The organism is Nocardioides dubius (assembly GCF_039528155.1).
Classification (GTDB): domain Bacteria; phylum Actinomycetota; class Actinomycetes; order Propionibacteriales; family Nocardioidaceae; genus Nocardioides; species Nocardioides dubius.
This window is the reverse complement of the sequence record NZ_BAAALG010000012.1, coordinates 160,555-185,537: the sequence shown is the minus strand read 5'-3', so window position 1 is coordinate 185,537 and position 24,983 is coordinate 160,555. Positions and strand designations below refer to the sequence as shown.

25 protein-coding genes are annotated in these 24,983 nt (G+C 70.5%); 9 read left to right on the top strand and 16 right to left on the bottom strand.

Annotation, left to right across the window (positions count from 1 at the left end; all coding sequences use genetic code 11):
* Nucleotides 1-4: 4 nt before the first annotated feature.
* Together ABD151_RS17060 and ABD151_RS17055 are read right to left on the bottom strand one after the other, a co-directional pair.
* A complete protein-coding gene (locus tag ABD151_RS17060) occupies nucleotides 5-2,080 on the bottom strand; it encodes a vWA domain-containing protein (RefSeq protein ID WP_343996000.1) in 2,076 nt (691 codons plus the stop codon).
* The gene (locus ABD151_RS17055; protein ID WP_343995999.1) at nucleotides 2,077-3,489 is read right to left on the bottom strand and encodes a sigma 54-interacting transcriptional regulator; all 1,413 of its coding nucleotides are present in this window, start codon (nucleotides 3,487-3,489) and stop codon (nucleotides 2,077-2,079) included. The genes ABD151_RS17060 and ABD151_RS17055 overlap by 4 nt, the downstream gene beginning before the upstream one ends.
* Before the next feature lie 235 nt (nucleotides 3,490-3,724).
* Between ABD151_RS17055 and ABD151_RS17050 the strand changes: the two genes are divergently transcribed.
* The 5 genes from ABD151_RS17050 to ABD151_RS17030 are packed head-to-tail and all read left to right on the top strand — an operon-like array spanning nucleotide 3,725 to nucleotide 8,071.
* On the top strand, nucleotides 3,725-4,120 hold the full coding sequence (locus ABD151_RS17050; protein ID WP_343995998.1) for a hypothetical protein: 396 nt from the start codon (nucleotides 3,725-3,727) through the stop codon (nucleotides 4,118-4,120).
* Between the two features lie 47 nt (nucleotides 4,121-4,167).
* Nucleotides 4,168-5,052, top strand: coding sequence for a hypothetical protein (locus ABD151_RS17045; RefSeq protein ID WP_343995997.1), 885 nt, complete (start codon nucleotides 4,168-4,170; stop codon nucleotides 5,050-5,052).
* Nucleotides 5,053-5,059: 7 nt separating this feature from the next.
* Nucleotides 5,060-6,193 carry a peptidoglycan-binding protein gene (locus ABD151_RS17040; RefSeq protein WP_343995996.1) on the top strand — a complete coding sequence of 378 codons (1,134 nt, stop codon included), beginning with the start codon at nucleotides 5,060-5,062 and terminating at the stop codon, nucleotides 6,191-6,193.
* Nucleotides 6,186-6,875 carry an ABC transporter ATP-binding protein gene (locus ABD151_RS17035; protein ID WP_343995995.1) on the top strand — a complete coding sequence of 230 codons (690 nt, stop codon included), beginning with the start codon at nucleotides 6,186-6,188 and terminating at the stop codon, nucleotides 6,873-6,875. The genes ABD151_RS17040 and ABD151_RS17035 overlap by 8 nt, the downstream gene beginning before the upstream one ends.
* Nucleotides 6,872-8,071: an ABC transporter permease gene (locus ABD151_RS17030; protein WP_343995994.1), complete on the top strand. Its 1,200-nt coding sequence runs from the start codon at nucleotides 6,872-6,874 to the stop codon at nucleotides 8,069-8,071. The genes ABD151_RS17035 and ABD151_RS17030 overlap by 4 nt, the downstream gene beginning before the upstream one ends.
* 99 nt (nucleotides 8,072-8,170) lie before the next feature.
* Here ABD151_RS17030 and ABD151_RS17025 read toward each other — a convergent pair whose 3' ends face one another.
* Both ABD151_RS17025 and ABD151_RS17020 read right to left on the bottom strand, forming a co-directional pair.
* Nucleotides 8,171-8,665, bottom strand: a complete 495-nt coding sequence (locus ABD151_RS17025) for a GNAT family N-acetyltransferase (RefSeq protein ID WP_343995993.1) — start codon at nucleotides 8,663-8,665, stop codon at nucleotides 8,171-8,173.
* A complete protein-coding gene (locus ABD151_RS17020) occupies nucleotides 8,662-9,381 on the bottom strand; it encodes a VOC family protein (RefSeq protein ID WP_343995992.1) in 720 nt (239 codons plus the stop codon). The genes ABD151_RS17025 and ABD151_RS17020 overlap by 4 nt, the downstream gene beginning before the upstream one ends.
* Before the next feature lie 25 nt (nucleotides 9,382-9,406).
* On the opposite strand from ABD151_RS17020, the gene ABD151_RS17015 reads away from it, so the two are divergent.
* The gene (locus tag ABD151_RS17015; protein WP_343995991.1) at nucleotides 9,407-9,796 is read left to right on the top strand and encodes a YchJ family protein; all 390 of its coding nucleotides are present in this window, start codon (nucleotides 9,407-9,409) and stop codon (nucleotides 9,794-9,796) included.
* On the opposite strand, the gene ABD151_RS17010 is transcribed toward ABD151_RS17015, so the two are convergent.
* Genes ABD151_RS17010 through ABD151_RS16995 form a run of 4 tightly spaced genes read right to left on the bottom strand, consistent with a single transcriptional unit; the run spans nucleotide 9,778 to nucleotide 12,746 of the window.
* Nucleotides 9,778-10,431: a YigZ family protein gene (locus tag ABD151_RS17010; RefSeq protein WP_343995990.1), complete on the bottom strand. Its 654-nt coding sequence runs from the start codon at nucleotides 10,429-10,431 to the stop codon at nucleotides 9,778-9,780. The genes ABD151_RS17015 and ABD151_RS17010 overlap by 19 nt on opposite strands.
* A complete protein-coding gene (locus tag ABD151_RS17005) occupies nucleotides 10,424-11,608 on the bottom strand; it encodes a site-specific DNA-methyltransferase (RefSeq protein ID WP_343996017.1) in 1,185 nt (394 codons plus the stop codon). The genes ABD151_RS17010 and ABD151_RS17005 overlap by 8 nt, the downstream gene beginning before the upstream one ends.
* Nucleotides 11,609-11,624: 16 nt before the next feature.
* Nucleotides 11,625-11,966 carry a hypothetical protein gene (locus tag ABD151_RS17000; protein WP_343995989.1) on the bottom strand — a complete coding sequence of 114 codons (342 nt, stop codon included), beginning with the start codon at nucleotides 11,964-11,966 and terminating at the stop codon, nucleotides 11,625-11,627.
* A gap of 51 nt (nucleotides 11,967-12,017) precedes the next feature.
* Nucleotides 12,018-12,746 carry a pyrimidine reductase family protein gene (locus tag ABD151_RS16995; protein ID WP_343995988.1) on the bottom strand — a complete coding sequence of 243 codons (729 nt, stop codon included), beginning with the start codon at nucleotides 12,744-12,746 and terminating at the stop codon, nucleotides 12,018-12,020.
* Between the two features lie 35 nt (nucleotides 12,747-12,781).
* On the opposite strand from ABD151_RS16995, the gene ABD151_RS16990 reads away from it, so the two are divergent.
* The 3 genes from ABD151_RS16990 (at nucleotide 12,782) to ABD151_RS16980 (ending at nucleotide 15,097) form a co-directional block, all read left to right on the top strand.
* Nucleotides 12,782-13,372 (top strand): HD domain-containing protein, encoded by a 591-nt coding sequence (locus tag ABD151_RS16990; RefSeq protein WP_343995987.1) that lies wholly within the window; start codon nucleotides 12,782-12,784, stop codon nucleotides 13,370-13,372.
* A 13-nt stretch (nucleotides 13,373-13,385) separates the two neighbouring features.
* The gene (locus tag ABD151_RS16985) at nucleotides 13,386-13,661 is read left to right on the top strand and encodes a DUF4031 domain-containing protein (RefSeq protein WP_343995986.1); all 276 of its coding nucleotides are present in this window, start codon (nucleotides 13,386-13,388) and stop codon (nucleotides 13,659-13,661) included.
* 68 nt (nucleotides 13,662-13,729) lie between these two features.
* Nucleotides 13,730-15,097, top strand: a complete 1,368-nt coding sequence (locus ABD151_RS16980) for an HNH endonuclease signature motif containing protein (RefSeq protein WP_343995985.1) — start codon at nucleotides 13,730-13,732, stop codon at nucleotides 15,095-15,097.
* Nucleotides 15,098-15,173: 76 nt separating this feature from the next.
* On the opposite strand, the gene ABD151_RS16975 is transcribed toward ABD151_RS16980, so the two are convergent.
* From ABD151_RS16975 to gatC, 8 genes are all read right to left on the bottom strand, one after another.
* Nucleotides 15,174-15,971, bottom strand: a complete 798-nt coding sequence (locus ABD151_RS16975; RefSeq protein WP_343995983.1) for an ECF transporter S component — start codon at nucleotides 15,969-15,971, stop codon at nucleotides 15,174-15,176.
* On the bottom strand, nucleotides 15,968-17,593 hold the full coding sequence (locus tag ABD151_RS16970) for an ABC transporter ATP-binding protein (protein ID WP_343995982.1): 1,626 nt from the start codon (nucleotides 17,591-17,593) through the stop codon (nucleotides 15,968-15,970). The genes ABD151_RS16975 and ABD151_RS16970 overlap by 4 nt, the downstream gene beginning before the upstream one ends.
* Nucleotides 17,590-18,759 (bottom strand): energy-coupling factor transporter transmembrane component T, encoded by a 1,170-nt coding sequence (locus tag ABD151_RS16965; RefSeq protein WP_343995981.1) that lies wholly within the window; start codon nucleotides 18,757-18,759, stop codon nucleotides 17,590-17,592. The genes ABD151_RS16970 and ABD151_RS16965 overlap by 4 nt, the downstream gene beginning before the upstream one ends.
* Nucleotides 18,756-19,637, bottom strand: coding sequence for a hypothetical protein (locus ABD151_RS16960; RefSeq protein ID WP_343995980.1), 882 nt, complete (start codon nucleotides 19,635-19,637; stop codon nucleotides 18,756-18,758). The genes ABD151_RS16965 and ABD151_RS16960 overlap by 4 nt, the downstream gene beginning before the upstream one ends.
* Entirely contained in the window at nucleotides 19,634-21,274 is a 1,641-nt protein-coding gene (locus tag ABD151_RS16955) for a prenyltransferase/squalene oxidase repeat-containing protein (RefSeq protein ID WP_343995979.1), read from the bottom strand. The genes ABD151_RS16960 and ABD151_RS16955 overlap by 4 nt, the downstream gene beginning before the upstream one ends.
* Nucleotides 21,275-21,586: 312 nt before the next feature.
* A complete protein-coding gene (gene gatB, locus ABD151_RS16950; RefSeq protein ID WP_343995978.1) occupies nucleotides 21,587-23,080 on the bottom strand; it encodes an Asp-tRNA(Asn)/Glu-tRNA(Gln) amidotransferase subunit GatB in 1,494 nt (497 codons plus the stop codon).
* Nucleotides 23,077-24,636 (bottom strand): Asp-tRNA(Asn)/Glu-tRNA(Gln) amidotransferase subunit GatA, encoded by a 1,560-nt coding sequence (gene gatA / locus ABD151_RS16945; RefSeq protein WP_343995977.1) that lies wholly within the window; start codon nucleotides 24,634-24,636, stop codon nucleotides 23,077-23,079. The genes gatB and gatA overlap by 4 nt, the downstream gene beginning before the upstream one ends.
* Nucleotides 24,633-24,962 carry an Asp-tRNA(Asn)/Glu-tRNA(Gln) amidotransferase subunit GatC gene (gene gatC / locus ABD151_RS16940; RefSeq protein ID WP_343995976.1) on the bottom strand — a complete coding sequence of 110 codons (330 nt, stop codon included), beginning with the start codon at nucleotides 24,960-24,962 and terminating at the stop codon, nucleotides 24,633-24,635. Before gatC ends, gatA begins: the two co-directional genes overlap by 4 nt.
* Nucleotides 24,963-24,983: the final 21 nt, after the last annotated feature.

Here is a 24,983-nt window from a genome sequence, read left to right as displayed (position 1 = left end):
GGCCTCACTCCACCCAGAAGCCGCGCTCGCCCCACCAGCCGCCGGACCGGCGCGCGTCGGGGGTCTCCCCTGCGCCGCCACGGGTTCCGCCGCCCGAGCCACGACGCGCATCCCGCGAGCCCAGGTAGGAGTCGACGACGGCGACACCGAGGTCATCGAGCTCGGGCGCGACCACCGCGCCATCGACCTTGCGAGCCAGCGAGTCGACGAAGCGGGCCAGGCCCGGGTCGTCGCCGAGCCGGAAGATGGTGGTCTGCGCGCCGAGGCGCCGCGCGTTCTCCAACTCCTGCACGGTGTTGGCCAAGGTCAGCGGGTGCGGCGGGTAGGAGAACCAGGCCTCGCCGTCACTGCCCAGGTGCGCGGTCGGCTCGCCGTCGGTGACGATCAGCAGCACCGGTTGGGCGTTGGGGTGCTTGCGGAAGTGCCGGTTGGCGAGCAGCAGACCGTGGTGCAGGTTGGTGCCCTTGGCCCACATCGCATCCAGCGCGGTCAGCTGCTCTACCTGCATCACCTCGGCATAGCGGCCGAAGCCGATCAGCTCCAGCGCATCGCCGCGGAAGCGAGAGCGGACCAGCTGGTGCAGGGCGAGCGCCGTCTTCTTCATCGGCACCCAGCGGCCGTCCAGCGCCATCGAGAACGAGGTGTCGACCAGCAGTGCGACGGCGGCCTGAGTGCGGGCCTCGGTGTCGACCACCTCGACGTCGTCGATGGTGAGCCGTAACGGCATCGTCGGCCCGCCCTCGCCCGAGGAGCGGACCACCGCGTTGAGCACGCTGCGGGTCACGTCCCAGGGCGCGGTGTCGCCGAACTCCCAGGGCCGGGTGGCGCCGCTGAACTCGCCGGCCGCGCCCGAGCGCTGCACGTCACGTGCGCCTTGGCGACCCGAGATCCGCTCCGCGACGTCCCGCAGCAGCGACTTGCCGAGCTGTCGCATCGCCTTGGGAGACAGGCGATACTGCCCGTCCGAGCCACGCTTGAGGTAGCCGTTGTTGCGCAGCGCCTTCTCCAGCTCGGCGAGCTGGCGCGCGGAGACCGCGGCGTCGTCTCCGAGCTGGCGGGCGAGCGCGTCGAAGTCGACGTCGTCCATCCGCGCGCCCGCATACGACTGCTGCAACTGCTCCGCCAGCTCGTCGAGCTCGGCCAGGTCCTGCAGGGCTCCGGTTCCGTCGCCGAGGCCCAAGCCCTCCTCGCCGGAGAACTCCGCGGAGCCGCCCCAGTCGAGGCCGGGGCGCGCTGCCTGCAGGTTCTGGTCGAGGCGATCCAGCTGCGCGGCCAGCTCCGGCGAGCCGAACGCCTGGGCGGATAGCTGCATCAGCTCGGCGCGCTGCTCCGGCGTCATCGAGTTGAGCATCCGCTGCGCGGCGGCCGAGCGCTGCGCCAAGGTGTCGAGCAGCTCGTCGAGGTCGCGCGGGCTCTCCGGGAAGAAGTCGCCGTGCTTGGCCATGAACTCGTCGAAGTCCTCGGGGGTGTCCTCGCCCCGGTTCCGCTTCTCCAGCAGCTCGTTGAGGTCGCCGAGCATCTCGTTGATGGCCGCGCGATCCTGCGCGGTCGCGCCCTCCATCGCCTGCTTCATGCCGGCGAAGCGCTGGTCGAGGATCTCGCGCCCGAGCAGATCCTTGATCTTCTCGTAGTCCTCGCGTGCCTGACGCGACTTCCACTGGTACTGCGACAGCTCGCTGACGGCGGCGGCGGTCGAGGCCGGCAGGTTCTCCAGCTGCATCTCCGACAGCGTGCGCTCGTCGTCGTCGAGGTCGACGTCGCGGGCCAGCTGCTTGCGCTCCTCCAGCACCGCACGGTCGAGCAGCTCACGCACCTCGTTCATGGTGCCGTCGAGGTTGTGCCGCTTCAGCAGCTCCTGGCGCTTGGCGAAGACCCGCCGGGCGAGATCCTCCAAGCCCTGCTGGTCGTTGCCGCCGCGACGCAGGAACTCCCGCATCGCCCGCTCGGGGCTGTAGCCGGCCATCACCTCTTCGCCGATGGCGTCCAACGCCTCGCCGATGTCCACCGGCGGGGCGAGCGGGTCCGGCCCGCCGCGGTACTTGCCGTAGCGGGAGCGGTGCCGGTCACCCCGGGTGGTCATGAGTAGACGGTCTCTCCGGAGTCGCCGGTCTCCTTGGAGATCTTGCGGGCGAGGAAGAGTCCCTCCAGGGCGAGCTCGATGGCGCTGGCGCGCTCGGCGTCGGTGCTCGCACCGAGCTTGGCCGCAACCTGGTCGTAGATGTCGGACTCGCCTTCGCCGGACGGCGGCAGTGCCGGAAGCGCTGCCAGCAGGTCGGCGGCGCTGACCTGCTCGCCGGTGGTCACGGTGGCGCCGCTGCTGAGCGCGTCGACCAGCGCTGCGAAGTCGATGCCGCGCAGGCGGGTGCGGCAGGTCTCGGCGGTGGCGACCCTGAGCAGGTGCTCCAGGATCTCCAGCTCGCGGCCCTCCTCGCCGTTCTCGAACTCGATCTTCCCGGCCAGCACGTCGACTGCGGTCTGCAGGTCGACGACGCGGGCGACCGCGTCGCGCTCACCGAGCACGGTGGCCCGGTGCAGGGCTGCCGCGGCGATGGTCTCGGCGCCGGCGATCGAGAACCGGGCGGAGACGCCGGAGCGCTGGTCCACCGACTGCGACTCGCGCAGGGCGCGGGTGAACCGGGCGAGCACCTCGATCAGGAAGTCCGGGACGTCGGCGACCAGGTCGGCCTCCTGGGCGATGACCGACATCTCGGCGTCCAGCTCGAGCGGGTAGTGGGTCCGGATCTCGGCGCCGAAGCGGTCCTTGAGCGGGGTGATGATCCGGCCGCGGTTGGTGTAGTCCTCGGGGTTCGCCGAGGCGACGACGAGCACGTCCAGCTCGACGCGCAGCACGTAGCCGCGGATCTGGATGTCGCGCTCCTCCATCACGTTGAGCATCGCGACCTGGATCCGCTCGGCGAGGTCGGGCAGCTCATTGATCGCGACGATGCCGCGGTGACTGCGCGGGATCAGGCCGAAGTGGATCGTCTCCAGGTCGCCCAGCGAGCGGCCCTCGGCGACCTTCATCGGGTCGACGTCGCCGATCAGGTCCGCGACCGAGGTGTCGGGGGTGGCCAGCTTCTCGCTGTAGCGCTCGCTGCGGTGCCGCCACTCGACCGGGAGGTCGTCGCCCAGCTCGGCGGCGCGGCGCACCGACGTCGGGGTGACCGGCTCGTAGGGGTGCTCGCCGAGCTCGGAGCCACCGATCACCGGCGTCCACTCGTCGAGCAGGCCGACCATGGTGCGCAGCAGCCGGGTCTTGCCCTGGCCACGCTCCCCCAACAGCACGACGTCGTGGCCGGCGATCAGCGCCCGCTCCAGCTGCGGGATCACCGTGGTCTCCAGACCGTGCAGGCCGGGCCACGGATCGCGGCCCTCGGCCAAGGCGGCGAGCAGATTGCCGCGGAGCTCCTGGCGCAGCGTGCGGAACTCGTGGCCGGAGGCGCGCAGCGCGCCGAGGTTCGTCGAGGCGGGGCGTTCGCTGATCGTCACCTCGCCAACGCTACCCGGCAGCCCCGCATCCGGACGGCGCTCTCAGCCAGCGAGCGGGCCACTGCCTCACCACGTGGGCATTCGTAGCGATAACCGCAATTCCTGTTGTCGAAGATTGTCACCTACGTTATAAGTTTCGCCCACTGGCCCTAAAACTCGACGAATTCCATTGACACGACCCCGCGTCAGGCTTTCACTGCTGGGATAGCAACTCCCACTACAAGAAGGTCATCCCATGCATTTGCCCATCCGAACAATGTGCATCTCCTTAGGCGCACTGGCCGCGATCTCACTAGCCCCGCCAGCACTCGCAGGAACGAATGTGTACGCGCCGCACTACGAACACGGCAACCCGAGTTGCTATCAGAATCTCCGCAACGGGGGCCAGTTCTATCACTCCAACGACACGGTGCAATCCATCGACAACTGCGCCGATGGGTGGGGGTCCAAGATCGAAGCAACGATCGTCGTCACGGGTAACACCAAGTTTTGCTACAACATCAAGGGCTCCGGGACGTCCACAACGTGCGACTACAACTTCGTCGAAGGCCGGGTCGGGATGTTGCGTGCGTGGTCCGTCGACAACGACATCGAAAAAGGTGCCGGCGACTGGTATGCGTTCCTGACCTGATGAGCGCTCGGATACCGCGGGTCCTGATCGCCGGAGCGTGTACTGGCATGGTTGCTGCACTCGGTTCCTTGGCCGGGTGCAGCAGTGGGGGCGACGGCTCGAACTCCACAGAGTTCCAAACGCCCGACACTGAGAGCGTCCGACGCGCCGACTCGAGCATCAGGCTTCCCTTCGAGGACTACCAGCTCTCGCGTGCCGATCGCCGCCGGATGCAGGAGGGGACAGCACATCTCATCGACAAATGCATGCAGGGCCGCAAACAGACCGGCTATCTCCTCACCGGTTCCTACCTGGACAGCATGCCAGGAATCGAGAATTTCAATCCGCTCAATTGGGGTGGACCTTTTGGAACGCTACCCCTGAAGCATGCTGAAAAGTACGGGTACAAACCGGCTCCGGGCGGCCTCTCCTCTCCCGGCTCGGGGTTCTATCTGCCGTCGCCTGCAGATGTGGGGATGGGGATCTCAGAGCCCGGCGACCATAGCGACCTGCTGAATTCCTTCCACGGCCGCCCGGACGGCACCGGGCGCAAAGGCTGTGTGCAAGAGATCGAGGACCGTCTCGATGCCCCCGTTGACGACATCAGTCGCCTCGAAGCCGACCTCAACCAGCTGGCGCGCGAACACCCCAGCGTCGCGGGCGCGATGGCGTCGTGGCGAGACTGCATGACCGAGGCGGGGCATGAGTACGACACGGTTTGGAGTGCGAGCCTCGAGTTCAACTCATCGCCCACCTCGCCCAGGCAGATCGAGGTTGCCGTCGCGGATGTCACCTGCACCGAGCAGAGCGGCTGGGCGGACTACTTCTACTTCGTCCTCGCGGACTACCAGCGTCAGTCGATCGAGCAGGATCCTGTCGTCCTGGAGTCAGCGTTGAAGGCCGAGCAGAAGCGCTTCGCCGCCGTCGAGCGAGAGCTCGCCCGTGAGCGGTAGACGACGCGTGCCGCGAGCCGCCCTCGTCGTTGCCGCCATCGTCGTCGCTACGGCTGCGGGTTATCTCTACGGCGGCCAGGTCCGATCCCCGCAGACCGCACTGGCCGAGGCGGAGGACCGCTCGCGCTCGACGCTGACCGCCGCCGTCCGCAACGGGAGGCTGACCGGGACCGAGACCTTCGAGGGCACCGTGGAGTGGGCCTCCAACCTGGAGATCGCCCCCACGGCCCAACGATCGGGCTGGGTGCAGGAGGTGACGCGGACTCCCCGCGCCCGGGGCGATCTCCTCCAGCACGGCGAGGTCATCCTCGAGATCGCCGACCGCCCGTTGATCGCGTTGCGCGGCCAGGTCTCCATGCTCCGCGACCTTCGTCCCGGCGACACCGGCCCCGACGTCCGTCGGCTCCAGGAGGGTCTACGGGATGCGGGGTACTTCCCCGGCGCGACCGACGGCGAGTTCGGCACACTGACGCTGGATGCGGTCCGACGGCTCTACCGGGCAGTGGGCCACGACCTGCCTGGCGAAGCGCCACCGGGCAAGCGCGGGAAGGCCGGCCGTGAGCTGCCCTACCTTCCGGCGTCCGAGATCGCCTTCGTCCCCACGCTTCCGGCGCGCGTCACCCGAGTCAGCACTGTGGGCGACCGGATCGACGGCCCCGTCGCGACGCTCGGTCTGCACGGCATCGTCGTCCGGGTGAACGTCCCGACCGACCAGCGCGCCACCTTCACCGGCGACGGCGGCGATGAGCCACGCATCACCGTCCGGATCGGACGCCGGGAGCGAACGCGCGTCGTCCTCGACGGCGTCTCCGCGCCGCGCGAAGCCGATGGCGAGAAGAAGGTGACGGTGACGCTCACCCAGGGTCAGGGGCAGCTGGACGTCGACGACGTCGGAAGGAAGGCGGAGATCTCGGTCTCGGAGAGGGCCTCACCGACAGGGCTACTGGTCCCGATCTCGGCGCTCTACCGAGCCGCGGACCTCGGCTCCTTCGTCGTCGCCATGCGCGACGGCGACGAGACGCGCATCGCGGTCACCGTCGAGGCCACGCGTGACGGCGTCGCCATGGTCACGCCCACGGTTCCGGGCGCTCTGGACGTCGATGACCGCGTCGTGATCGGCACCGGGAGCCCGGATGGCTGACTCCCAGCGCGGCGAGGAGCCTCCGGTCCTCCTCGCCGACAACCTGCGCCGCAGCTTCCCCGGGCCGCCGGTGGTCGAGGCGCTGCGCGGTGTCGACCTCCGCGTCGAGGCTGGAGAGCTCGTGACGGTCCAAGGACCCTCCGGCTCAGGCAAGTCCACCTTGCTGCAACTCCTCGGGCTCCTCGACACCCCCTCCGCGGGCAGCTACCGGCTGGCCGGGCGCGAGGTCACCTCGCTGACCGAACGAGACCGCAGCTGGCTCCGCGCCTCGTTCATCGGCTTCGTCTTCCAGGCCTTCCACCTGTTGGAGTCCCGCTCCGCCGAGGACAACGTGGCCGTAGGCCTGATGTACCGCGGGGCGTCCGCACGCACGGTCCGCGACCAGGCGCGTGGCGCCCTGAGCCGGGTCGGAATGGCGGAGCGAGGAGGTCAGGCCGTGCACACCATGTCGGGCGGCGAACGACAACGGGTCGCCATCGCCCGAGCACTGGTCGGCCAACCCCGAGTGCTGCTCTGCGACGAGCCGACCGGCAACCTCGACACCACCAACAGCGCCGCCATCCTCGACCTCTTCTCGCAACTCAACGCGCAGGGCTCGACGATCGTTCTGATCACCCATGACCCGGACGTCGCGCTGCTCGGCACCCAACGGCGCCGCGTCGTCGACGGGGTGTTCGTATGAGGAGGCCTCGGGAACGAAGCACGATCAACCTGCTGGTGCTCGCCCGTGAGGCGTTCCAAGGAGTTGCCAGCCAACCGCTGCGCTCCGCCCTGACGGCCCTCGGCACCTTGGTGGGCGTCAGCTCGGTGGTCGCCGTCCTGGGCCTGACCGCCACTGCCAACGCGCAGATCACCACCACCTTCTCGGAGCTGTCGTCGACGTTGGTCACCCTGGAGCCCTCCGCCGCAGCCCAGGCGCCGGGCTTCGACGTCGAGGCGGAGGAGCAGGTCGGCGCGCTGCAAGGGGTCCGCGCCGCGGCGGTCATCTCCGCCGTGAGCGTGGACGCACCGCTGGTGCACGCCGGCATCGAGGACCAGACCGTCGAGGCACCTCGCGTCAGCGGCGTCACCACCGGGTACTGGTCGGTCGTCGAGGCGCCGCTCCTGCGCGGCCGGTTGATCGACGATGCGCTCGAGACCCAGCCGGTGGCCGTGCTCGGCGAGCGCACCGCGCAGCGACTAGGCATCACCGACCTCACCCGACAGGTCCTGATCGAGCTCGAGGGCCAGCCGTTCCTCGTGGTCGGGATCGTCGGCCCGGCCCGCCGCGACCAGGTCGCCGCCGGCGAGATCCTGATCCCCCAGCCGTACGTGCGGGAGTGGGCCGAGCCGGGCACCTTCACCGAGCGCATGCTGATCACCACCGAGATCGGTTCCGGTCAGGCCGTCGCGGACCAGGCAGCCATCGCCGCCTCTCCCCTGCGCCCCGATGCGGTCACTGTCCACTACCCGCAGCGACCTCGGGTGGTCGATGACGCCGTCTCCGACGAGCTGGCACGCCTCTTCGTCCTGCTGGCAGCAGTGACCATGCTCGTCGCCGCTGTGGGCATCGCCAACATCTCCCTGATGTCGGTGGTGGAGCGCCGACGCGAGATCGGGGTGCGCAGGGCGCTTGGGGCTCGGCGCAGGCACATCGTCGGGCAGTTCCTGATCGAAGCCGCGCTGCTGGGTGCGGTGGGCGGTGCCGCAGGTGGTGCCGTCGGCCAGTTCGCGGTGATCGGTGTGAGCATGTCGAAGGGCTGGACCCCCACCCTCGATCCCGTGCTCACGCTCGCCGCCGCGCCGCTGGGGCTCCTCGTCGGACTCCTGGCGGGGACCTTCGCCGCCACCCGGGCTGCCCGCGTACCACCTGCTCTCGCTCTCAAAGCCGCCCTCTGACCACCGGAGAGAGCACCTGGGAGGCCGTCGAGCAGGCCGCCAGCGGCAATCACCCGGTGACGAAGGTCGGCGTCGGCTTCGAGCGCGAGTGAGGCACCGTCACAGCCTCAGGTGCATCACATGCAGACCCACCATGCCGTGGCTGCGGGAGTCGAAGGCCTCGGGCACGGTGCCGACGATCGCGAAGCCCAGCGAGCGCCACAATGCCACGGCCGCGGTGTTGGTCTCCACGACGGCGTTGAACTGGATCGCCCGGTACCCCTGCTCGCGGTGCCAGGCCACCACATGCTCGCCGAGCAACCGGCCCACGCCGCGGCCACGGGCGGCCGAGGCGACCATGAAGCTGGCGGTGCCGACATGCGCACCGCGGCCGGGCCGGTTCGGGCCCATCTTGGCGCTGCCCAACACCTGCTCGCCGTCGACCGCCACCACCGCATGCCCCGGCGAAGGCTCGAGCCACAACGCCTGAGCCTGCTCGCTGGTCAGCTCCTCGGGGTAGGCGTAGGTCTCCCCCGCCCGGACGATGTCGGCGAAGAACGGCCAGATCTGCGGCCAGTCCGCGGCCGTCGCCGTGCGGATCCGTACCTCGCTCACCAGTCGCTCTGCTCGATCACGCAGTACGGCAGGCCCCACGGGTCGCGCAGGATCAGCCACCCCTCGTTGCTCTCCACCACGGCACCCAACGCCTCCTGGCGCGCACGCTCCGCGGCCAGGTCGCTGGTCCGGCCGTCCAGGTGGGCGCGGGCCACGCTGGTGGGCTCGCCCAGGCGCTGCACCATGATGCTCACCGGCAGCCCCGGCGCCTCGAACCACGCGAACTCCGGATGCCGCTCGGAGCTGCCCGCCGTCCAGCCGGTCAGCTCCGACCAGAACTGCAGCTCGGGTCGGAACCGCGCAGCCGGCAGGTCCAGGCAGATCTGGTCGATCGCGGTGCGATGCCCGCCGACGTCGGTGACCGGCGGCCGGGACAGCCGCTCGGAGACGAAGCAGAAGGCGATCCCGCCGGGCGACGTCAGCGAGACGTAGCCACGGTCCTCCACCTCGACGGCGCCCAGGGCGATCGCCTCATCAGCTGCCGTGCGCGGGTCGCGGACGTGCAGGTCAAGATGCACCCCGCCTGGCCCGTCGGCGACCTTCTGCACCCGCAGGATCGGGTCGCCCTCGACGGGCAGCAGGCTGGCGAACTCGCCGTGCACGCCCCGCCACGGCGAGAGCCGGGTTCCGGTGGCAGCCGCCCAGTAGTCGGCGGCAGCGTCGGCGCCCTCGGCAGGCAGGTCGCGGAAGATCGTGATCCAGTGCGGCGTCACCATGCCCGCCACACTAGTGTGCCGAGTTGTGCAGAGCAGCAACTTTTCGTCGCCGTGCCCGTGCGGCAGCGGCCAGGCCTACGACGGCTGCTGCGGCCCCCTGCTCCGCGGCGAGCGGTGGGCCGAGACGGCCGAGCAGTTGATGCGCTCGCGCTATACCGCCTTCAGCCGCGGCGACGCCGACCACGTCTTCCGGACCTGGCATCCGCGCACTCGGCCCAGCGATCTCTCCCTGGACGACGACGTCACCTGGCTCGGGCTCACCGTGCTCGACACCGCCGACGGCGGCCCGGACGACGAGACCGGCGAGGTCGAGTTCGAGGCCCGCTGCACCGTGGCCGGCCGCACCGAGACGATGCACGAGCGCAGCCGGTTCGCCCGGCGCGCCGGTCGCTGGCTCTACCTCGACGCGCTCTGATCGCGCCAGCTGGTGCGGATCGGCTCCGGCACGGCCTCTCCTGCGGTGAGCTCCGCCAGCACCGCCGTCAACCGCTCGGCCTGATCCGGGCGGACGCCGATCCGCAGCGTCACGTGCTCGGCATACGCCGCATCCATGACGTCGAAGCCGCGGCTCCGCAGCTCGCTCTCCACCCGCCCGGCCTCGGCGTGGGAGACCACCACCTGCTGCTCGACGACCAGCAGCCGCTCCCGGGTCCCGGCCGCCTCCAGACCGGCCCGCACCGCATCGCTGTAGGCGCGCACGAGACCCCCGGCTCCCAGCAGCGTGCCGCCGAACCACCGGGTCACCACCGCCACCACGTCGCTGACCTGATGCCCGCGCAGCACCTCCAGCATCGGCGCACCGGCGGTGCCGGACGGCTCGCCGTCGTCCGAGGATCGCTGGACCCCCGCGTCCGGCCCGAGGACGAAGGCCGAGCAGTGGTGGCGCGCATCCCAATGCTGCTTGCGCAAGCGCTCCACGACCGACCGCGCGGCCGCCTCGTCCGCGACCCGCTCGATGGTGCACAGGAACCGGCTGCGCTTCACCTCGATCTCCGCCTCGGCGTTGCGCGCAACGGTGAGATAGCGATCGTGGACGGTGGGCTCAGTCAACGTTTGACAGCTCCGCCCCATCGGGGTGCTGCTGCACCTGGAATCCCCCGCCCAGCAAGGCGTCCACGGCCCGCAGCCGCGCCTCGGTGACGTCGCTGACCGTGGCATAGCCGGCGAGTGCCGCGCTCGATCCGGGCTGGGTCGGCTCCGGCGAGTTCACCAGGATCGCGCGGCGGTTGCCGCCGTCCGCGGCGTTGGCCAGCACCGTGGCGTGACCGGTCGTGCCGCTGCCGGCGAAGAAGTCGAGCACCACCGCATCGGGTCCGAAGCAGTCGAGGACCCGCCGGATCAGGCCGGTCGGCTTCGGGGAGGCGAAGACCGGGCCGAGGATCTGCTTGAGCTCGGCGACCGCGGTGTCGGTGGAGCCGACCTCCTCCGCGAGCCAGATGGTCGGCAGCTTCTTGCGGCGCCCCTCGTGCAGCCAATCGCGTTGGTACACGTCGATCCGCTCCCCCAGCTTGCCGCGCACCGTGCGGCACACGACGTCGTCGGGGCGCGCCTGCACCAGTGGTGCCGACCAGCGCCAGACGGCGGGCGCGCCGTCACCGAAGACCGGGCGGATCTCCTGCGCCCCGTCGAACGGCTCCGTCGAGACCCGCCCCGTTGCCACCTCGCCCCACAGCGGATAGTGCAGCGTCGGTGCCGTGAGCGGGTTGAACTTCTTGTTGGTGTTGCGCAGCGGGAGGTGCCGGTAGCGCCGGCCGTCGGCGAACTCCAACGGGAAGTCGCTGGGCTTCACGGTGTGCGCCGACGTCGGGTCCAAGGTGCAGCGCGCGGCGTCACGGGCGTAGATCAACAGGTACTCGTGCGAGGTCGCGAAGAACGGGCCGAGCTGACGGCCCTTCGGGTTCAGGTTGACCACCACCTGCGCCACGAAGTTGCGCTCGCCGAACACCTCGTCGAGCAGCAGCCGCAGGTGCGCCACCTCGTTGTCGTCGATGGAGACGAAGAGCGCCGCATGCGCTGCCATCACCTCGCGGGCGGCGACCAGTCGAGGACGCATCATCTCCACCCACATCCGGTGCCGCTCAGCACCGGTGCCGTGCCGGTCGTGGTAGGCGAAGCCGTTGCCGGTGTTGTAGGGCGGGTCGATGTAGACGACGTCGACGCTCTCGCGCGCCAGGGTCGGCAGCACGTCGAGGTTGTCGCCGACGATCAGCGTGTTGGTGGCCCCCATCGACGTCACACCGGTCTCAGAGCAGGAACCAGGCGCCGACCAGCGACGGGACCAGGCCCAGCAACAGCCACGGCGTCACCAGGCTCGCACGGTGGATGGCACGGCCGGCCGCCACCGAGAGCAGGCCGAAGACCGCGCTGATCACCAGCAGACCCCACCGCGACGCCTGGTGCGACTCGTCGATGCTGAGCGCCAGCAGGATCATGCCGACCACGAGGTGCAGGATCGTGGTGACCGCGAGCACCGACATCACCCACTGCTGCACCTGGCCGATCGACATCGCGTCGCGACGCGGCGCAGGCTGCAGGTTGTTCGGGTCCATCAGGTGGCGTGGACGCCGCTTCGTGGGCTCTGACATGCCTCCATTGTCGCCCGCCGTCGCCGCCGCGGGCGCGCGGGGCGCGCCAGGTCAGCGCTGGTAGCGCAGGAAGAGGTAGTCGTCGCTCTCGTAGACGCTGCCCAGGCGGAGCCGGGTGGGCTCGTCCAGCGTCGCACCGTTGGTGATCCGCGACTCCGACCCACCGCCCAGCACCAGCGGCGAGACCGCCCAGCAGAGCTCGTCCACCAGGTCCCCGGCGAAGAGGTCCGCGAGCAGGCGCGGCCCACCCTCGCTGAGGATCCGCGGCAGACCGAGAGCGTGCAGCTGGGCGACGGCGTCGGCCAGGTCGATCTCCTCATCGCCGGTGACGATCACATCGGCGACCTCGGCGGCGGCGTCCACCTTCTCCTGCGGAGCCGAGCCCGAGGTGATCACGATCGGCCGCACCGGGGCCTCGGTGAACGCGCTGGAGGTCAGGTCCAGGTCCATCTGGCGGGTGACCACGGCCAGCCGGGCCGCCGGAAGCTGTCCGGCTGCCGCTCGGACCGGTACCGCCTGCGGCGCGCAGCGAACCGGGCCGTAGCCCTCGCCGCGGACCGTTCCGGCGCCGACCAGCAGCACGTCGGCCAGCGAGCGGAGCACCCGCAGCAGCACCTGGTCGGCCGGCCCGGTCAGGGTGCCGACCCGGCCGCCCATGGTGGCGGCGCCGTCGACGCTGCTCACCATGTTGGCGCGCAGGTGCGGCTTCGCAGGGAGTGCGTAGGCCTCCAGGGCCTCGATCTCGTCGCTCTCGGGAAGGAGTCGTCGCAAGGTCAGCACACCCTGATCGTGCCATGCAGGTGGAGAATGGGAACGTGCCCCTGTCCTTGCCCTGGCCCCTGCCGAACCATCTCGCGCTGCGCGACGAGCTGATCCAGGCCTGGTCGACCGAGCGTGGCTACCACGACCTTCGCCACCTCCACGAGGTGCTGGCCGCGCTGCATGATCTGGGCGCCGGCGACGACATCGCGGTGATCTTGGCGGCCTGGTTCCACGACGCCGTCTACGACGGTGCGCCCGACGCCGAGGAGCGCTCCGCGCAGCTCGCCGAGCAGCGGTTGGCCGACGTCGAGGGGGTGGACGAGACCGAGGTGGCTCGGCTGGTCCGGTTGACCCTCGACCATCGCCCGGCTCCCGGCGATCGGCGCGGCGAGCTGCTGGTCGACGCCGACCTGCACATCCTGGCTGCGGGCAAGGCGCGCTATGCCGAGTACGTGGCCGGCGTCCGCCAGGAGTACGCCGAGGTTCCCGAGCCTGCGTTCCGTGCAGGGCGCGCCACCGTGCTGTCGGCCCTGTTGGGCAAGCCCCACCTGTTCCACACCGAGGCCGGCCGACACCGCTGGGAGAAGGCGGCGCGCGCCAATCTGATCCGCGAACTCGCCGTGCTGCAAGGCGATCGGCCATGACAGGATTCCTCGGGTGACCATCCTGATCGACCCGCCCAGCGTGCCGTGGCGAGGACGCCTGTGGTCACACCTCGCCTCCGACACGTCGTACGCGGAGCTGCATGACTTCGCCGCCGCGATGGGCATCCCCGAACGCGGCTTCGACGGCGACCACTACGACGTGCCGGCCGAGCATTGGGACGCCCTGGTGGCCGCCGGTGCCGTGCCGACCCGCTCCCGGGATCTGGTCGCGGCACTGCACGCGGCAGGACTGCGCCGCCGCAAGCGCCGCCGCCTCGACGCGTCGTAGACACGAGCTCGCGGGGCGCGGGATGCCGGGTTCGGTTCTGTGTCGGAGCCCCATGCTCTGCTGGTTCCATGATCGAGATCGACGCCACGCACACTCCGTATGAGGTCAGTGACCTCGATGCGGGGTGTCTGCTTGCGGTGATCTCGGAGGACCGGACTCGCTCGTTGAAAGCGGCGCGCCGGCAACTGCGGCTGGCGCACCAATGGTGTGTGGTCAACCCGGTTGTTCCTGGTGGTTCCTCGGCTTCGTGGTGTGACGATGCTGCGTTCGCGTCACTCGATCTGGACGACTTCCTCGGTGGCGAGGGCACCCCGGGGGTGGCGGCATTCGCGGCTGAGGAGTTCGCGGCGGCTTCGGGTGTCTCCCGTTATGCGGCGCTCTCGTTGTTGGCGGATGCGTTGGATCTGCACCACCGGCTGCCCTTGTTGTGGGCGCAGGTCGAGCTGCTGGAAGTCCCCGGTTGGAAGGCCCGCCGCGTTGCCGAACTCACCCGCAAGCTCTCCCGGGAAGCAGCCGCCTGGTTCGACCGAACCCTCGCGGACGGCGAGCGGTACGGCTGGCCCACCATCGAACGGGTGCTGGCGATGGCGGTGGCGAAGTTCCATCCCGAGTTGGTCCGCGACAAGAACGGTCCGTTGACCAAGGCCGACTGGGACGTGCAGTTGAACCACCGGTACGGGCCGAACGGTGCCGCCTCGGGAACCTCCACCTTGGACGTCGTGGGTGACTCACTGGACCTGGCGCGGTTCCACGACCTCGTCTGTGACGAGGCGGAGAAGCTGGAGCGCGCCGGAAACACCGACACGCTCGGTCAGCGCAAGGCCAAGGCCCTGGGCAGCATCGCGGAGCAGCAGGGCACGCTGGAATTCGAGGCCGCGGTCGACACGGGCGGCGCGGGAAGCGAGCCTGTGGCGCAAGGGCGTCGCGCGGGCCGTGGCCTGCGGGTCTTCGTGCACACCACCCTCGCCGATCTCTTCGGCACGGACGACCTGGCTCTCGCCGACACCGACCGCCTCGGCCCCGTCCTCATCGAGCAACTCACCGACTGGCTCCAACGCCACGGCTCCATCGCCACCATCACCCCGGTCATCGACCTCAACCGCACCGGCGCGGTCGACCGCCACGACCCACCCGCCTGGATGGCTGAACAGGTCCGGCTGAGGGATCAGCATTGCGTCTTCCCACACTGCACCCGATCCTCAGCAGACGCCGACCTCGACCACATCGACCCCTACGACGCCGGTACCAACGAACTGCGTGGCCCACCCGACCAAACGAACCCCGAGAACCTCGCCCCGTTGTGCCGCCGTCACCACCTCGCCAAGACCTTCGCCGGCTGGCACTACGTCCGCAACAAAGACGGCACCTACACCTGGACCAACAAGCACGGCCACACCTGGCTCGTCACCCCACTCGGCACCATCCAACTCGAGTAAGCGACAGAGCAGCCCGCACCTCCGGCAGCCACCCGGCCACCGGAGGAAGCGGCGCGCCCAGGACCGATGGGCCCCGTCAGGCGCGGGAGATGGTGGCCCGTCGTGCGGCACGACGCAGGGTGGCCAGCACGGCCGGACCGAGCAGGGCGATCGCCACCGCGTTGGTGATCGCACGGCCGGTATCCCAGCCGCCGGTCGAGGTCAGCAACGTGTAGATGAGGAACCGGTGCAGGTTCTCCCCCACCGGAGCACCCGACACGTAGGAGAGCTCGGTCTGCTCGTGTCCGGGCACCTCGACGCCGAGGATGAACGGCCAGCCCCACATGTTGAGCAGGATCCCGTAGACGTAGGCCGCCACGATCCCGTAGACCACCAGCATCACGATCTCGCGACGCCCGCGCAGCCGGCGCGGCAGCAGTCCGGCGCCGAGCCCGACCCACCCGGCCACCAGCATCTGGAACGGCAGCCACGGCCCGACCCCGGCCGTCATCAGCGCCGAGGCGAACAACGACAGACAGCCGAGTACGAAGCCGAAGGCCGGCCCGAAGACCCGCCCGCCGAGGATCAGCAGGAAGAAGACCAGCTCGAGTCCGGCCGTTCCCGCGCTCAGCGCTCGCAGCACGGCGTTGATCGCCGCAAGCACCCCGAGCACGGCCAGCACCCGAGCATCCATGCCGCCCTCGCTCATCTCCGCGAGCACCACGACCAGGATGATCGGCAGCAGCGCCAGGAAGAGGAACGGCGGGTCGGCGCGCTGCGCGTCCCCGACGTCGAGCAGCAACGGCCAGAAGATCATCATCAGGCCGGCCACCGAGGCCAGGCCGAGGACCAGCGCGGTGCGCCAGCGCAGCGGCAGCGCGACCTCGGTGCTCATGCGGAGCCCGCCAAGGCGTCGGCGACCTCGCGCACCTGCAGCCACTCGGGGCCCAGCACCTTCATCACCTGGGGCGCGAAGGCCGGCGACTCGGCCACCACCTCACGCACCGGGCCGTCGGAGACCACCTCGCCCTCGGCCAGCACCACCACGTCGTCGGCCACCCCGGCCACGAACTCGACGTCATGGGTGGCGACCAGGACCGCATGTCCGTCCGCGGCGAGCGCACGCAGCGCCCGGGTCAGCGCGGCCTTGGCCGGGTAGTCGAGGCCACGGGTCGGCTCGTCGAGGAGCAGCACCGGCGGCTGCGCGGTCAGCACGATGGCCACCGCCAGCGCCAGTCGCTGGCCCTCGGAGAGGTCCCGCGGATGCATCGCGTCGTCGATGCCGGGGGCCATGCTCTCCAACAGCGCGCGGCAGCGGCCTGCGGCCCCCTCGCTCGCACCGCCGGCACCCGTCGCCGCGCCGGCCGAGACGTCCGCTGCCTCGCACTCCTCGGCCACCGTCTCCAGGTACAACAGGTCCGCCGCGGTCTGCGGGACCAGCCCGACCCGCTCGCGCCGGCCGTCCTTCTTGAGCTCGTGGGTGTCGGCGCCGGCCACCGCGAGCGTGCCCGAGGTGCGGCGCAGCCGGCCCTGCAAGGTCCACATCAGGGTCGACTTGCCGGAGCCGTTGCGCCCCATCAGCGCGGTGACCCGGCCCGGGTGGAGCCGCATCGAGACCTCACGCAACGCGACGTCGCGGCCATGTGCGACCACCAGGCGCTGCGCGACGACGCTCGGCTCCCCCGTCGGCGACGAGGCGAATGCCGCAGGCGGGGTGAGCCGTCGTCGTAGCTCCACGCTACGCCTGCGCGCATCGCGCACCGTCAGCGGTAGCGGCGACCAGCCGGCGATCCGGCCGAGCTCGACGATCGGCGGAGCGATCGGGGCCTCGGCCAGCACCTCGGCAGGCTCCCCCACCAGCACCGATCCGTCGCGTTGCAGCAGGCACATCCGGTCCGCGAAGGGCACTACCCGCTCGAGCCGGTGCTCGGCGATCAGCACCGAGACCCCGAGGTCGTGCACCAGCCGGGTGATCGTGGCCAGCACCTCCTCGGCTGCGGTCGGGTCCAGTGCCGAGGTGGGCTCGTCGAGGACCAGCAGGCGCGGGTGGCAGGTCAGCACCGCGCCGATCGCGACGCGCTGCTGCTGTCCGCCGGAGAGGGTCCGCAGGTCACGGTGGCGCAGCTCCGCGATGCCCAGAAGGTCCAACGTCTCCTCGACCCGGCGACGCATCGTGGACGCCGGCAGGCCGAGCTGCTCCATCCCGTAGGCGAGCTCCTCCTCCACCGTGTCGGTGACGAACCAGGCAGCCGGGTTCTGACCGACGTACCCGATCACGTGCGCGCGCTCGCGGGCCGGGCGCTCGATGATGCTCTCGCCGTCGAGCAGGACGTCGCCTCGCAACGTGCCGCCGCTGTAGTTGGGAACCAGACCGGCCACCACTCCGAGCAGGGTGGACTTGCCGACGCCGGTCGGCCCGGCCAGCAGCATCAGCTCGCCGTCCTCGACGGTGAGGTCGATGCCGTCGAGGACGGTGCCGTCGTCGTAGCCGAAGCTGATCGTGCGCAGCTCGATCATGAGCGGCTCCCTTCGAGGTCGTCCACGGTGCGCTCCCGCTCGTCCACGGTGCGCTCCAGGTCGGCGCGGCGCGCGCGGCCGGCCGCGGTCAGCGGTGGCGGTGCCGCGAAGAGCGGCACGATCGCCACCAGCAGGCCGCACAGCGCGAGCATCGAGATCTCCGGCATCGAGGTGACGCCGGGATGGGCGATGGTCGGCTCCCACCGGGCCACGCTCCACCCGATGGCGCCGGTCAGCACGCCGGAGCCGGCGACGACCAGCTCCGGCAGGCGCCAGCGGTCAGGCCGGTAGCGCGACCGGCCCACCCGGCGTCCGGCGAGGATGAAGCCGAGCAGCGCGAGCGCCACCCCGCCGGCGAGCATCGGGGTCGCCAGCCAGCGCGGGGCGGTCAGGTCGAGGAAGGCGTAGATGCCGACGCAGACCCCGAGCAGGCCGGTCAGCATCAAGGCCCCGGTGGCCCGGCGCTGGGCACCGGTCACGCCGGCTGTGCGGCCGTAGCCACGGGTGTCCATCCCGGCGGCGAGCGCCAGCGACCGCTCGAAGGCGTCCTCGAGGATCGGCACCAGCAGCCGCCGCAGTCCGCGGACCCGGCCGGGCGGACCGCCGCGAAGGTCCTGAGCGGCCTTGACCCGGGTGGCGCTGTCGGCCAGCTGCGGGATCACCGAGATCGCCACCACCATCGCGGTGCCGATCTCGTAGAGCGCGGGCGGCAGCGACTTCATCAGCCGCTTCGGGTTGGCCAACGCGTTCGCGGCACCGACCGCGATCAGCAGCGCCGCCAGCCGCATCCCGTCATAGAGACCGGCCAGCAGCGACTCCCGGCTGACCGCGCCGAAGAGCCGGATGCCCGCCGCCCAGTCCGGCAGCGGGATCTCCGGCAGGCGGAACAGGATGTGGCCGTCGTCCACGCCGCCGAGGACGATCCGGAACAGGATCCGGATCACGATGACGATCAGGCCGAGCCACAGGTAGAGCTTGAAGGAGCGTGACCAGAAGCCGTCGGAGCGGCAGCTGACCACCACGATCCACGCCACCGCCACCAGGGACGCCAACAGCAGCGGGTTGCTGGTGCAACTCGCTGCTGTGGCGAGGCCGATCGCCCAGATCCACCAGGCGACCGGATGCAGCTCCCGAGGGATCCGCACGCGACGTGGAGCGCTGTTCACGCGATGCGACGCCTCCAGGCGACGACGCCACCCACCGCTGCCACCACCACGACGAGTCCGACCGGCAGCCAGATCGGCAGCCCGCCGTCGTCATCGGAGTCAGCGGCTCCCTCGGCCTTGCCGTCGGCCGGGGGGCCCTGGGTGATCTCCTCCACCGCAGGAGCGTCGGGGTCGACCGTGGCGGTCGGGTCCTCGGCGAGCTCGGTGGTCGAGGCGCTGGCGCTCGGCTCGGCGCTCGGCTTCTCGGTCGGCGCCGCGCTCGGGCTGGCACTCGGCGTCGCGGAGGCGGTCGGAGTGTTGCTCGGCTTGGCCGGCGCGGCCTTCTTCGTCGGCTTCGACGACGGCTTGGGCGTGTTGCTCGGCTTCGGCTTCGGGGGCGCGACGCGCGGCGTCGGGCTCACCCCCGGTGCCGCGGCGCGGCCGCTGCCCTCATGCCAGGAGAAGGCGACGTAGCCCCCGTTGGGGACCCGCAACGAGCCGGCACCCTGCGAGGCGTAGTTCCAGGTGCCTGACTTCCCGTCGGACCACCACAGGCTCCAGTACCTCGTGGCGGGGGCCGCGTCCACGCAGCTCTCGCCCTGATCAGCACTCGGCACTCCGGTGACCCGGCAGACGAACCCTTGGCTCCGGCTGGCGTATTGCAGCGGGAATCCGGCGCTCGGGAAGATCGCCGAGGCACGCTGGTCGCCGCCGTCAATCGCACAGCCGGTGCTGACGCCACCGCCGAGGCCGTTGTAGTCGACGACCACCGTGACCCCGCTGGTGCCGCCGCAGGCCGCTGCCTGAGCAGGCGCTGCGGCACCGACGACGCCGACCAGTCCCGCCGCGACCGAGAGTGCCCCGGTCGCGGCGAGTCCGACGAGCTTGCGCAGGATCACTTGACGGTGACCTTCTTGGCGCCGGTCCGGTTGGCGAACTGACCGGTGACGACGAGCTTGGTCTTGCCCTTCTTCGCCTTCACCTTGAACGTCGCCTTGAAGACGCCGTTGCTGTTGGCCTTGCCCTTGGCGACCTTCTTGCCGGCGAGCTTGACGACCACCTGCTCGCCCTTGGCGAGGCCCTTCACCTTGATGGCCTGCTTGGAGCCACGCTTCAGGGTGTTCTTGGCCAGCGGCTTGAGCTTCTTCGCGCTGAGCACGGTGATCTTTGCCGAGGCAGCGACACCGATCGAACCGAGCGACACCGTCTTGGTGCTGGTGCCCACCTTCAGGCTCACCTTCTGGGTGCCGCCGTTGGCGACGAAGCCGTTCTGGGTGGCGCCGCCGTCGACACAGGCGCGGGCGCCGGCCGGCACACCAGCGACGGTGGCGGTGACCGTCGAACCCGACTTGGCGAACGCCGGCACCGTGATGCTGGGGCTGCGGGTCGCCTCAGGCGCCCAGGCCAGGACCGGGAAGGCCTGCGCGGTGGCGCCTGCCCACTCCCAGGCAACGTCGTCGATGCCGAAGCCGAGGCCGTCGGTCAGTCCGGCATCGGTGAACGCGATGGCGCCACGGTGTGCCTTGGCGGCGCCGTCGCAGTCGGTGCCGGTGAGCTGCCGGCCACGGACCCAGGTCGCCGCCTGGGTAGCCGCGCTCTCCTGGCCGCGCACCCCCAGTGCCCATCCGGCGAGGCCGACCGTGTTGGTGTTCGGTGCCGGCTGGGCACCGCCGTCGGCCTCTTCAGCGGGGAACGAACCGTCAGCCAGCTGCTGCTCCAGCAACCAGGCCTCGGCCTTGTCGAGGGCGGTGGCGACGGTCGGGTCCTCGGCGGCGAGGTCGTCGAGCAGGATCAGCACGAGGGCGGTGGTGTCGGCGCCCGGAGTGGTCTCGGCAGGCGATGCGTCGTCGCAGCTCTGGTTGGTCGCTGCTGCATCGGTGTTGAAGTACAGCCGGAAGTAGCCGTCGGCACACTGCTGGTCGAGGAGGAACGACTGGACCGTCGGCAGCAGTGCGTCGGCAGCCGTCGTGTCGGCGGCAGCCAGTCCGCGGACTGCCCAGGCCTGCCCGAAGGTGTTGGCGTAGTTGCCGTACGGGTCCGGAACGCCATCGGCGAAGGCCTCGTCAGCGAGGCGTCCGGCGCTCGGCCCGGCTGCGGTGGTTCGGTCAGCGAGCAGGTCGACGAGGTCGAGCTTCGGGGTGACCGTTTCCCCGCCGTAGGCGGAGACGTCGTCGCCAGCCTCGGCGGCGACCGCCAGCGTCTTGGCGATCGCACCGGAGCTGATGCCGGTGTAGTGCACGTCGTTCCACGTGTAGTCGGAGTTGATGTAGCCAGGTGCCTGGTCACGGAACGCGCCCTCGATGGCGCTCCGGCGTGCCTCGGTGCCGTCCAGGGTGCCTAGGCCGACATACATGTCGGCCTGTTGGCCGAGCCCCAAGTACTGGGTGTCGAGCCAGGTCAGAGCAGCGTTCGCTGCGGCGCTACCAGCGGTGCTCGGCGCAGCCTGCGCCGGGGCGACGCTCAGCGTCGCAAGCGCGGTGGTGGCGAGCGCGCCACCCGCAATCGTCGCGCCGAGGCGGCGAGAGATCGACTTCATCGGGGTTCCTTCCCGCTGCGATGAACGGGAGGCCCTGGGCTCAGGGTGCCTGCCCGCTGCTTTCCACGACAGCGTTGATGTCAGGACGCGTCACAGGGGGTGCTCCGGCTGCTTCACGGGGAAGGTCACGGTTGCGGGTCAGCGCCGGAGTCTCACCGGCTTCCCCCGCCTGTAGGCGTGTTCTTGATTGAGCCCTCACGGTACTACGAGCGCGCTGCGCCCCAGAATCGAGCGCGGAACGCAAGATGGCGGTCGATCACTGTCACAGAGCGACAGTGATCGACCGCCATCCTCACGGCGTGGCCGAACAGCTCAGCCGAGCTTCTCCAGCACCAGCTCGCGCACGCGACCGGCGTCGGCCTGGCCGCGCATCTCCTTCATCACGGAGCCGATCAGCGCACCGGCGGCCGAGACCTTGCCATCGCGGATCTTGTCGGCGATGTCGGGGTTCTCCGCGATCGCCTTGTCGACGGCTGCGGAGAGCGCGCCCTCGTCGGAGACGATCTCCAGACCACGGGCCGCGACGATCTCCTCAGGCGTTCCCTCACCGGCGAGCAGGCCGTCGAAGACCTGGCGCGCCAGCTTGTCGTTGATCGTGCCCGCCTCGACCAGCGCCTGCACCGCAGCCACCTGGGCCGGGGTGACCCCGAGCGCGGAGACCTCCACGCCCTGCTCGTTCGCACGCCGGGCGAGCTCGGTCAGCCACCACTTGCGGGCGGCCTGCGGGGCCGCGCCCGCGGCAACCGTCTCCTCGACCAGGTCGAAGGCGCCGGCGCCCACCGTGTCGCGCATCTCCAGGTCGGAGAAGCCCCACTCGGCCTGCAGCCGGGCACGACGCAGCCAGGGGAACTCGGGCAGCGTGGCGCGCAGCTCCTCGACCCACTCGCGCGACGGCGCTACGGGGACCAGGTCCGGCTCCGGGAAGTAGCGGTAGTCGTCGGCGTCGGACTTCGGCCGGCCGCTGGTGGTCACCGAGGTGTCCTCGTGCCAGTGGCGGGTCTCCTGGAGGATCTTCTCCCCCGCGCCGAGCACGGCGGCGTGGCGCCGCATCTCGTAGTTGACCGCCCGTTCGACCGAGCGCAGCGAGTTCACGTTCTTGGTCTCGGTGCGGGTGCCGAGCGTGCCCGAGCCCTTCGGCGACAGTGACAGGTTGACGTCGGCGCGGATCGAGCCCTGGTCCATCCGGGCGTCCGATACGCCGAGGGCGACGATCAGCTCACGCACCGCGGCGACGTACGCCTTGGCGACCTCCGGAGCCTTGGCGCCCGCGCCGAGGATCGGCTTGGTGACGATCTCGATCAGGGGGATGCCGGCCCGGTTGTAGTCGATCAGCGAGTAGTCGGCGCCCTGGATGCGGCCGGTCGCGCCACCCACGTGGGTGGCCTTGCCGGTGTCCTCCTCCATGTGCGCGCGCTCGATCTCGACCCGGAAGGTCTCACCGTCGACGTCCACGTCGAGGTAGCCCTCGAACGCGATCGGCTCGTCGTACTGCGAGGTCTGGAAGTTCTTCGGCATGTCCGGGTAGAAGTAGTTCTTCCGCGCGAAGCGGCACCACTCGGCGATCTCGCAGTTGAGCGCGAGGCCGATCCTGATCGCGGCCTCGACGCCCTTGGCGTTCACCACCGGCATCGCGCCCGGCAGGCCGAGGCAGGTCGGGCAGACCTGGGTGTTCGGCTCGCCGCCGAACACCGTGGGGCAGCCGCAGAACATCTTCGAGTTGGTGTTCAGCTCGACGTGGATCTCCAGACCCATCGCCGGGTCGTAGCTCTCCAGCACCGTCTCGAACGAGGGAAGCGTGTTGGTCATCGGGCCACCTCCGCGGCACCCTCGGCCTCGAGCCGAGCGTCGAGCTTGTCGAGACCCAGCAGCGGGCCTCCGAGTTGCTTGGTCACCAACGCCTCGACCGCGGCGCCGACCCGGTAGAGCCGGTCGTCGGCCATCGCCGGAGCCAGGATCTGGAAGCCGACCGGGAGGCCGTCCTCGTCGGCCACGCCGGCCGGCACCGAGATGCCGGGCACGCCGGCCAGGTTGGCCGGGATGGTGGCGAGGTCGTTGAGGTACATCGCGATCGGGTCGTCGAGCTTCTCGCCCAGCGCGAACGCAGTGACCGGAGAGGTCGGCGAGACCAGCACGTCGACGTCGGCGAAGGCGGCGTCGAAGTCACGCTGGATCAGCGTGCGCACCTTCTGGGCCTGGCCGTAGTAGGCGTCGTAGTAGCCGCTGGACAGGGCGTAGGTGCCCAGGATGATCCGGCGCTTCACCTCGTCGCCGAAGCCGGCGTCACGGCTGGCGCGCATCACCTCTTCGGCGCTCGGCGCGGCGACGCCCTCGGGCAGCACCCGCAGGCCGTAGCGCATCGCATCGAACTTGGCGAGGTTCGAGGAGGCCTCACACGGCATGATCACGTAGTAGGCGGCCAGCGCGTGCTCGAAGTTCGGGCAGGACACCTCGACGACCTCCGCACCGGCGGCGACCAGCAGGTCCAGCGCCTCGCGGAACTTGGCCTCGACGCCGGCCTGGTAGCCCTCGCCGGAGAGCTCCTTGATGACGCCGACGCGCAGGCCGGTCATGTCACCCAGGGCACCCTGGCGGGCGGCCTCGGCGAGCTCGCCGACGGGGGCCTCGATGCTGGTGGAGTCGAGCGGGTCGTGGCCGCCGACGATCTCGTGCAGCAGTGCCGCGTCGAGGACCGTGCGGGTGACCGGACCGACCTGGTCGAGCGAGTTGGCCATCGCGACCAGGCCGTAGCGCGAGATCGAGCCGTAGGTCGGCTTCACGCCGACGGTGCCGGTGACCGCGCCGGGCTGGCGGATCGAGCCGCCGGTGTCGGTGCCGAGCGCGAGCGGTGCCTCGAAGGCGGCGACGGCGGCAGCCGAGCCACCGCCGGAACCGCCGGGGATCTTGTCCAGGTTCCACGGGTTGCGGGTCGGGCCGTAGGCCGAGTGCTCCGTGGACGAGCCCATCGCGAACTCGTCCATGTTCGTCTTGCCGAGGATCGGCAGGCCGGCGGCCTTGAGCCGCTGCACCACGGTGGCGTCGTAGGGCGGGATCCAGCCCTCGAGGATCTTCGAGCCGCAGGTGGTGGGCTGGCCGATGGTGGTCAGGACGTCCTTGACCGCGATCGGCACTCCGTCCAGCGCGCTCAGCGGCGCACCGGCGGCGCGGCGCGCGTCGGAGGCGGCGGCCTCGGCGAGAGCACCCTCGGCGTCCACGTGCAGGAAGGCGTGCACCCCGGCGTCGGCGTCGCCGTCGACGCTGGCGATCCGGTCCAGGTGGGCCTGGGTCAGCTCGACCGAGGTCACCTCACCGGCAGCAAGTGCCTCGGCCAGCTCGGCCGCGGTCTTCGTCAACCAATTGCTCACTGCTCGTCCCCCAGGATCTTCGGCACGCTGAACCGCTGGTTCTCGCTCTCCGGTGCCATCGCCAGCGCCTGCTCGGCGCTCAGGCTCGGCGTGACGACGTCCTCACGGAAGACGTTGGTCAGGGGCATCGGGTGCGAGGTGGCCGGCACGTCGTCGCCCGCGACCGCGCTGATCGACCGAACCGAGTCGAGGATCACCGAGAGTTGCGGGGCAAGGTGGTCGAGCTCGGCGTCAGAGAGGTCGATCCGGGCGAGGTTGGCCAGGTGGGCCACTTCGTCACGGGTGATCTCAGCCGGCCCGCTCGCGTTAGCGGGAGTCTGGGACATGACGGCGATTCTAGTGCTGGG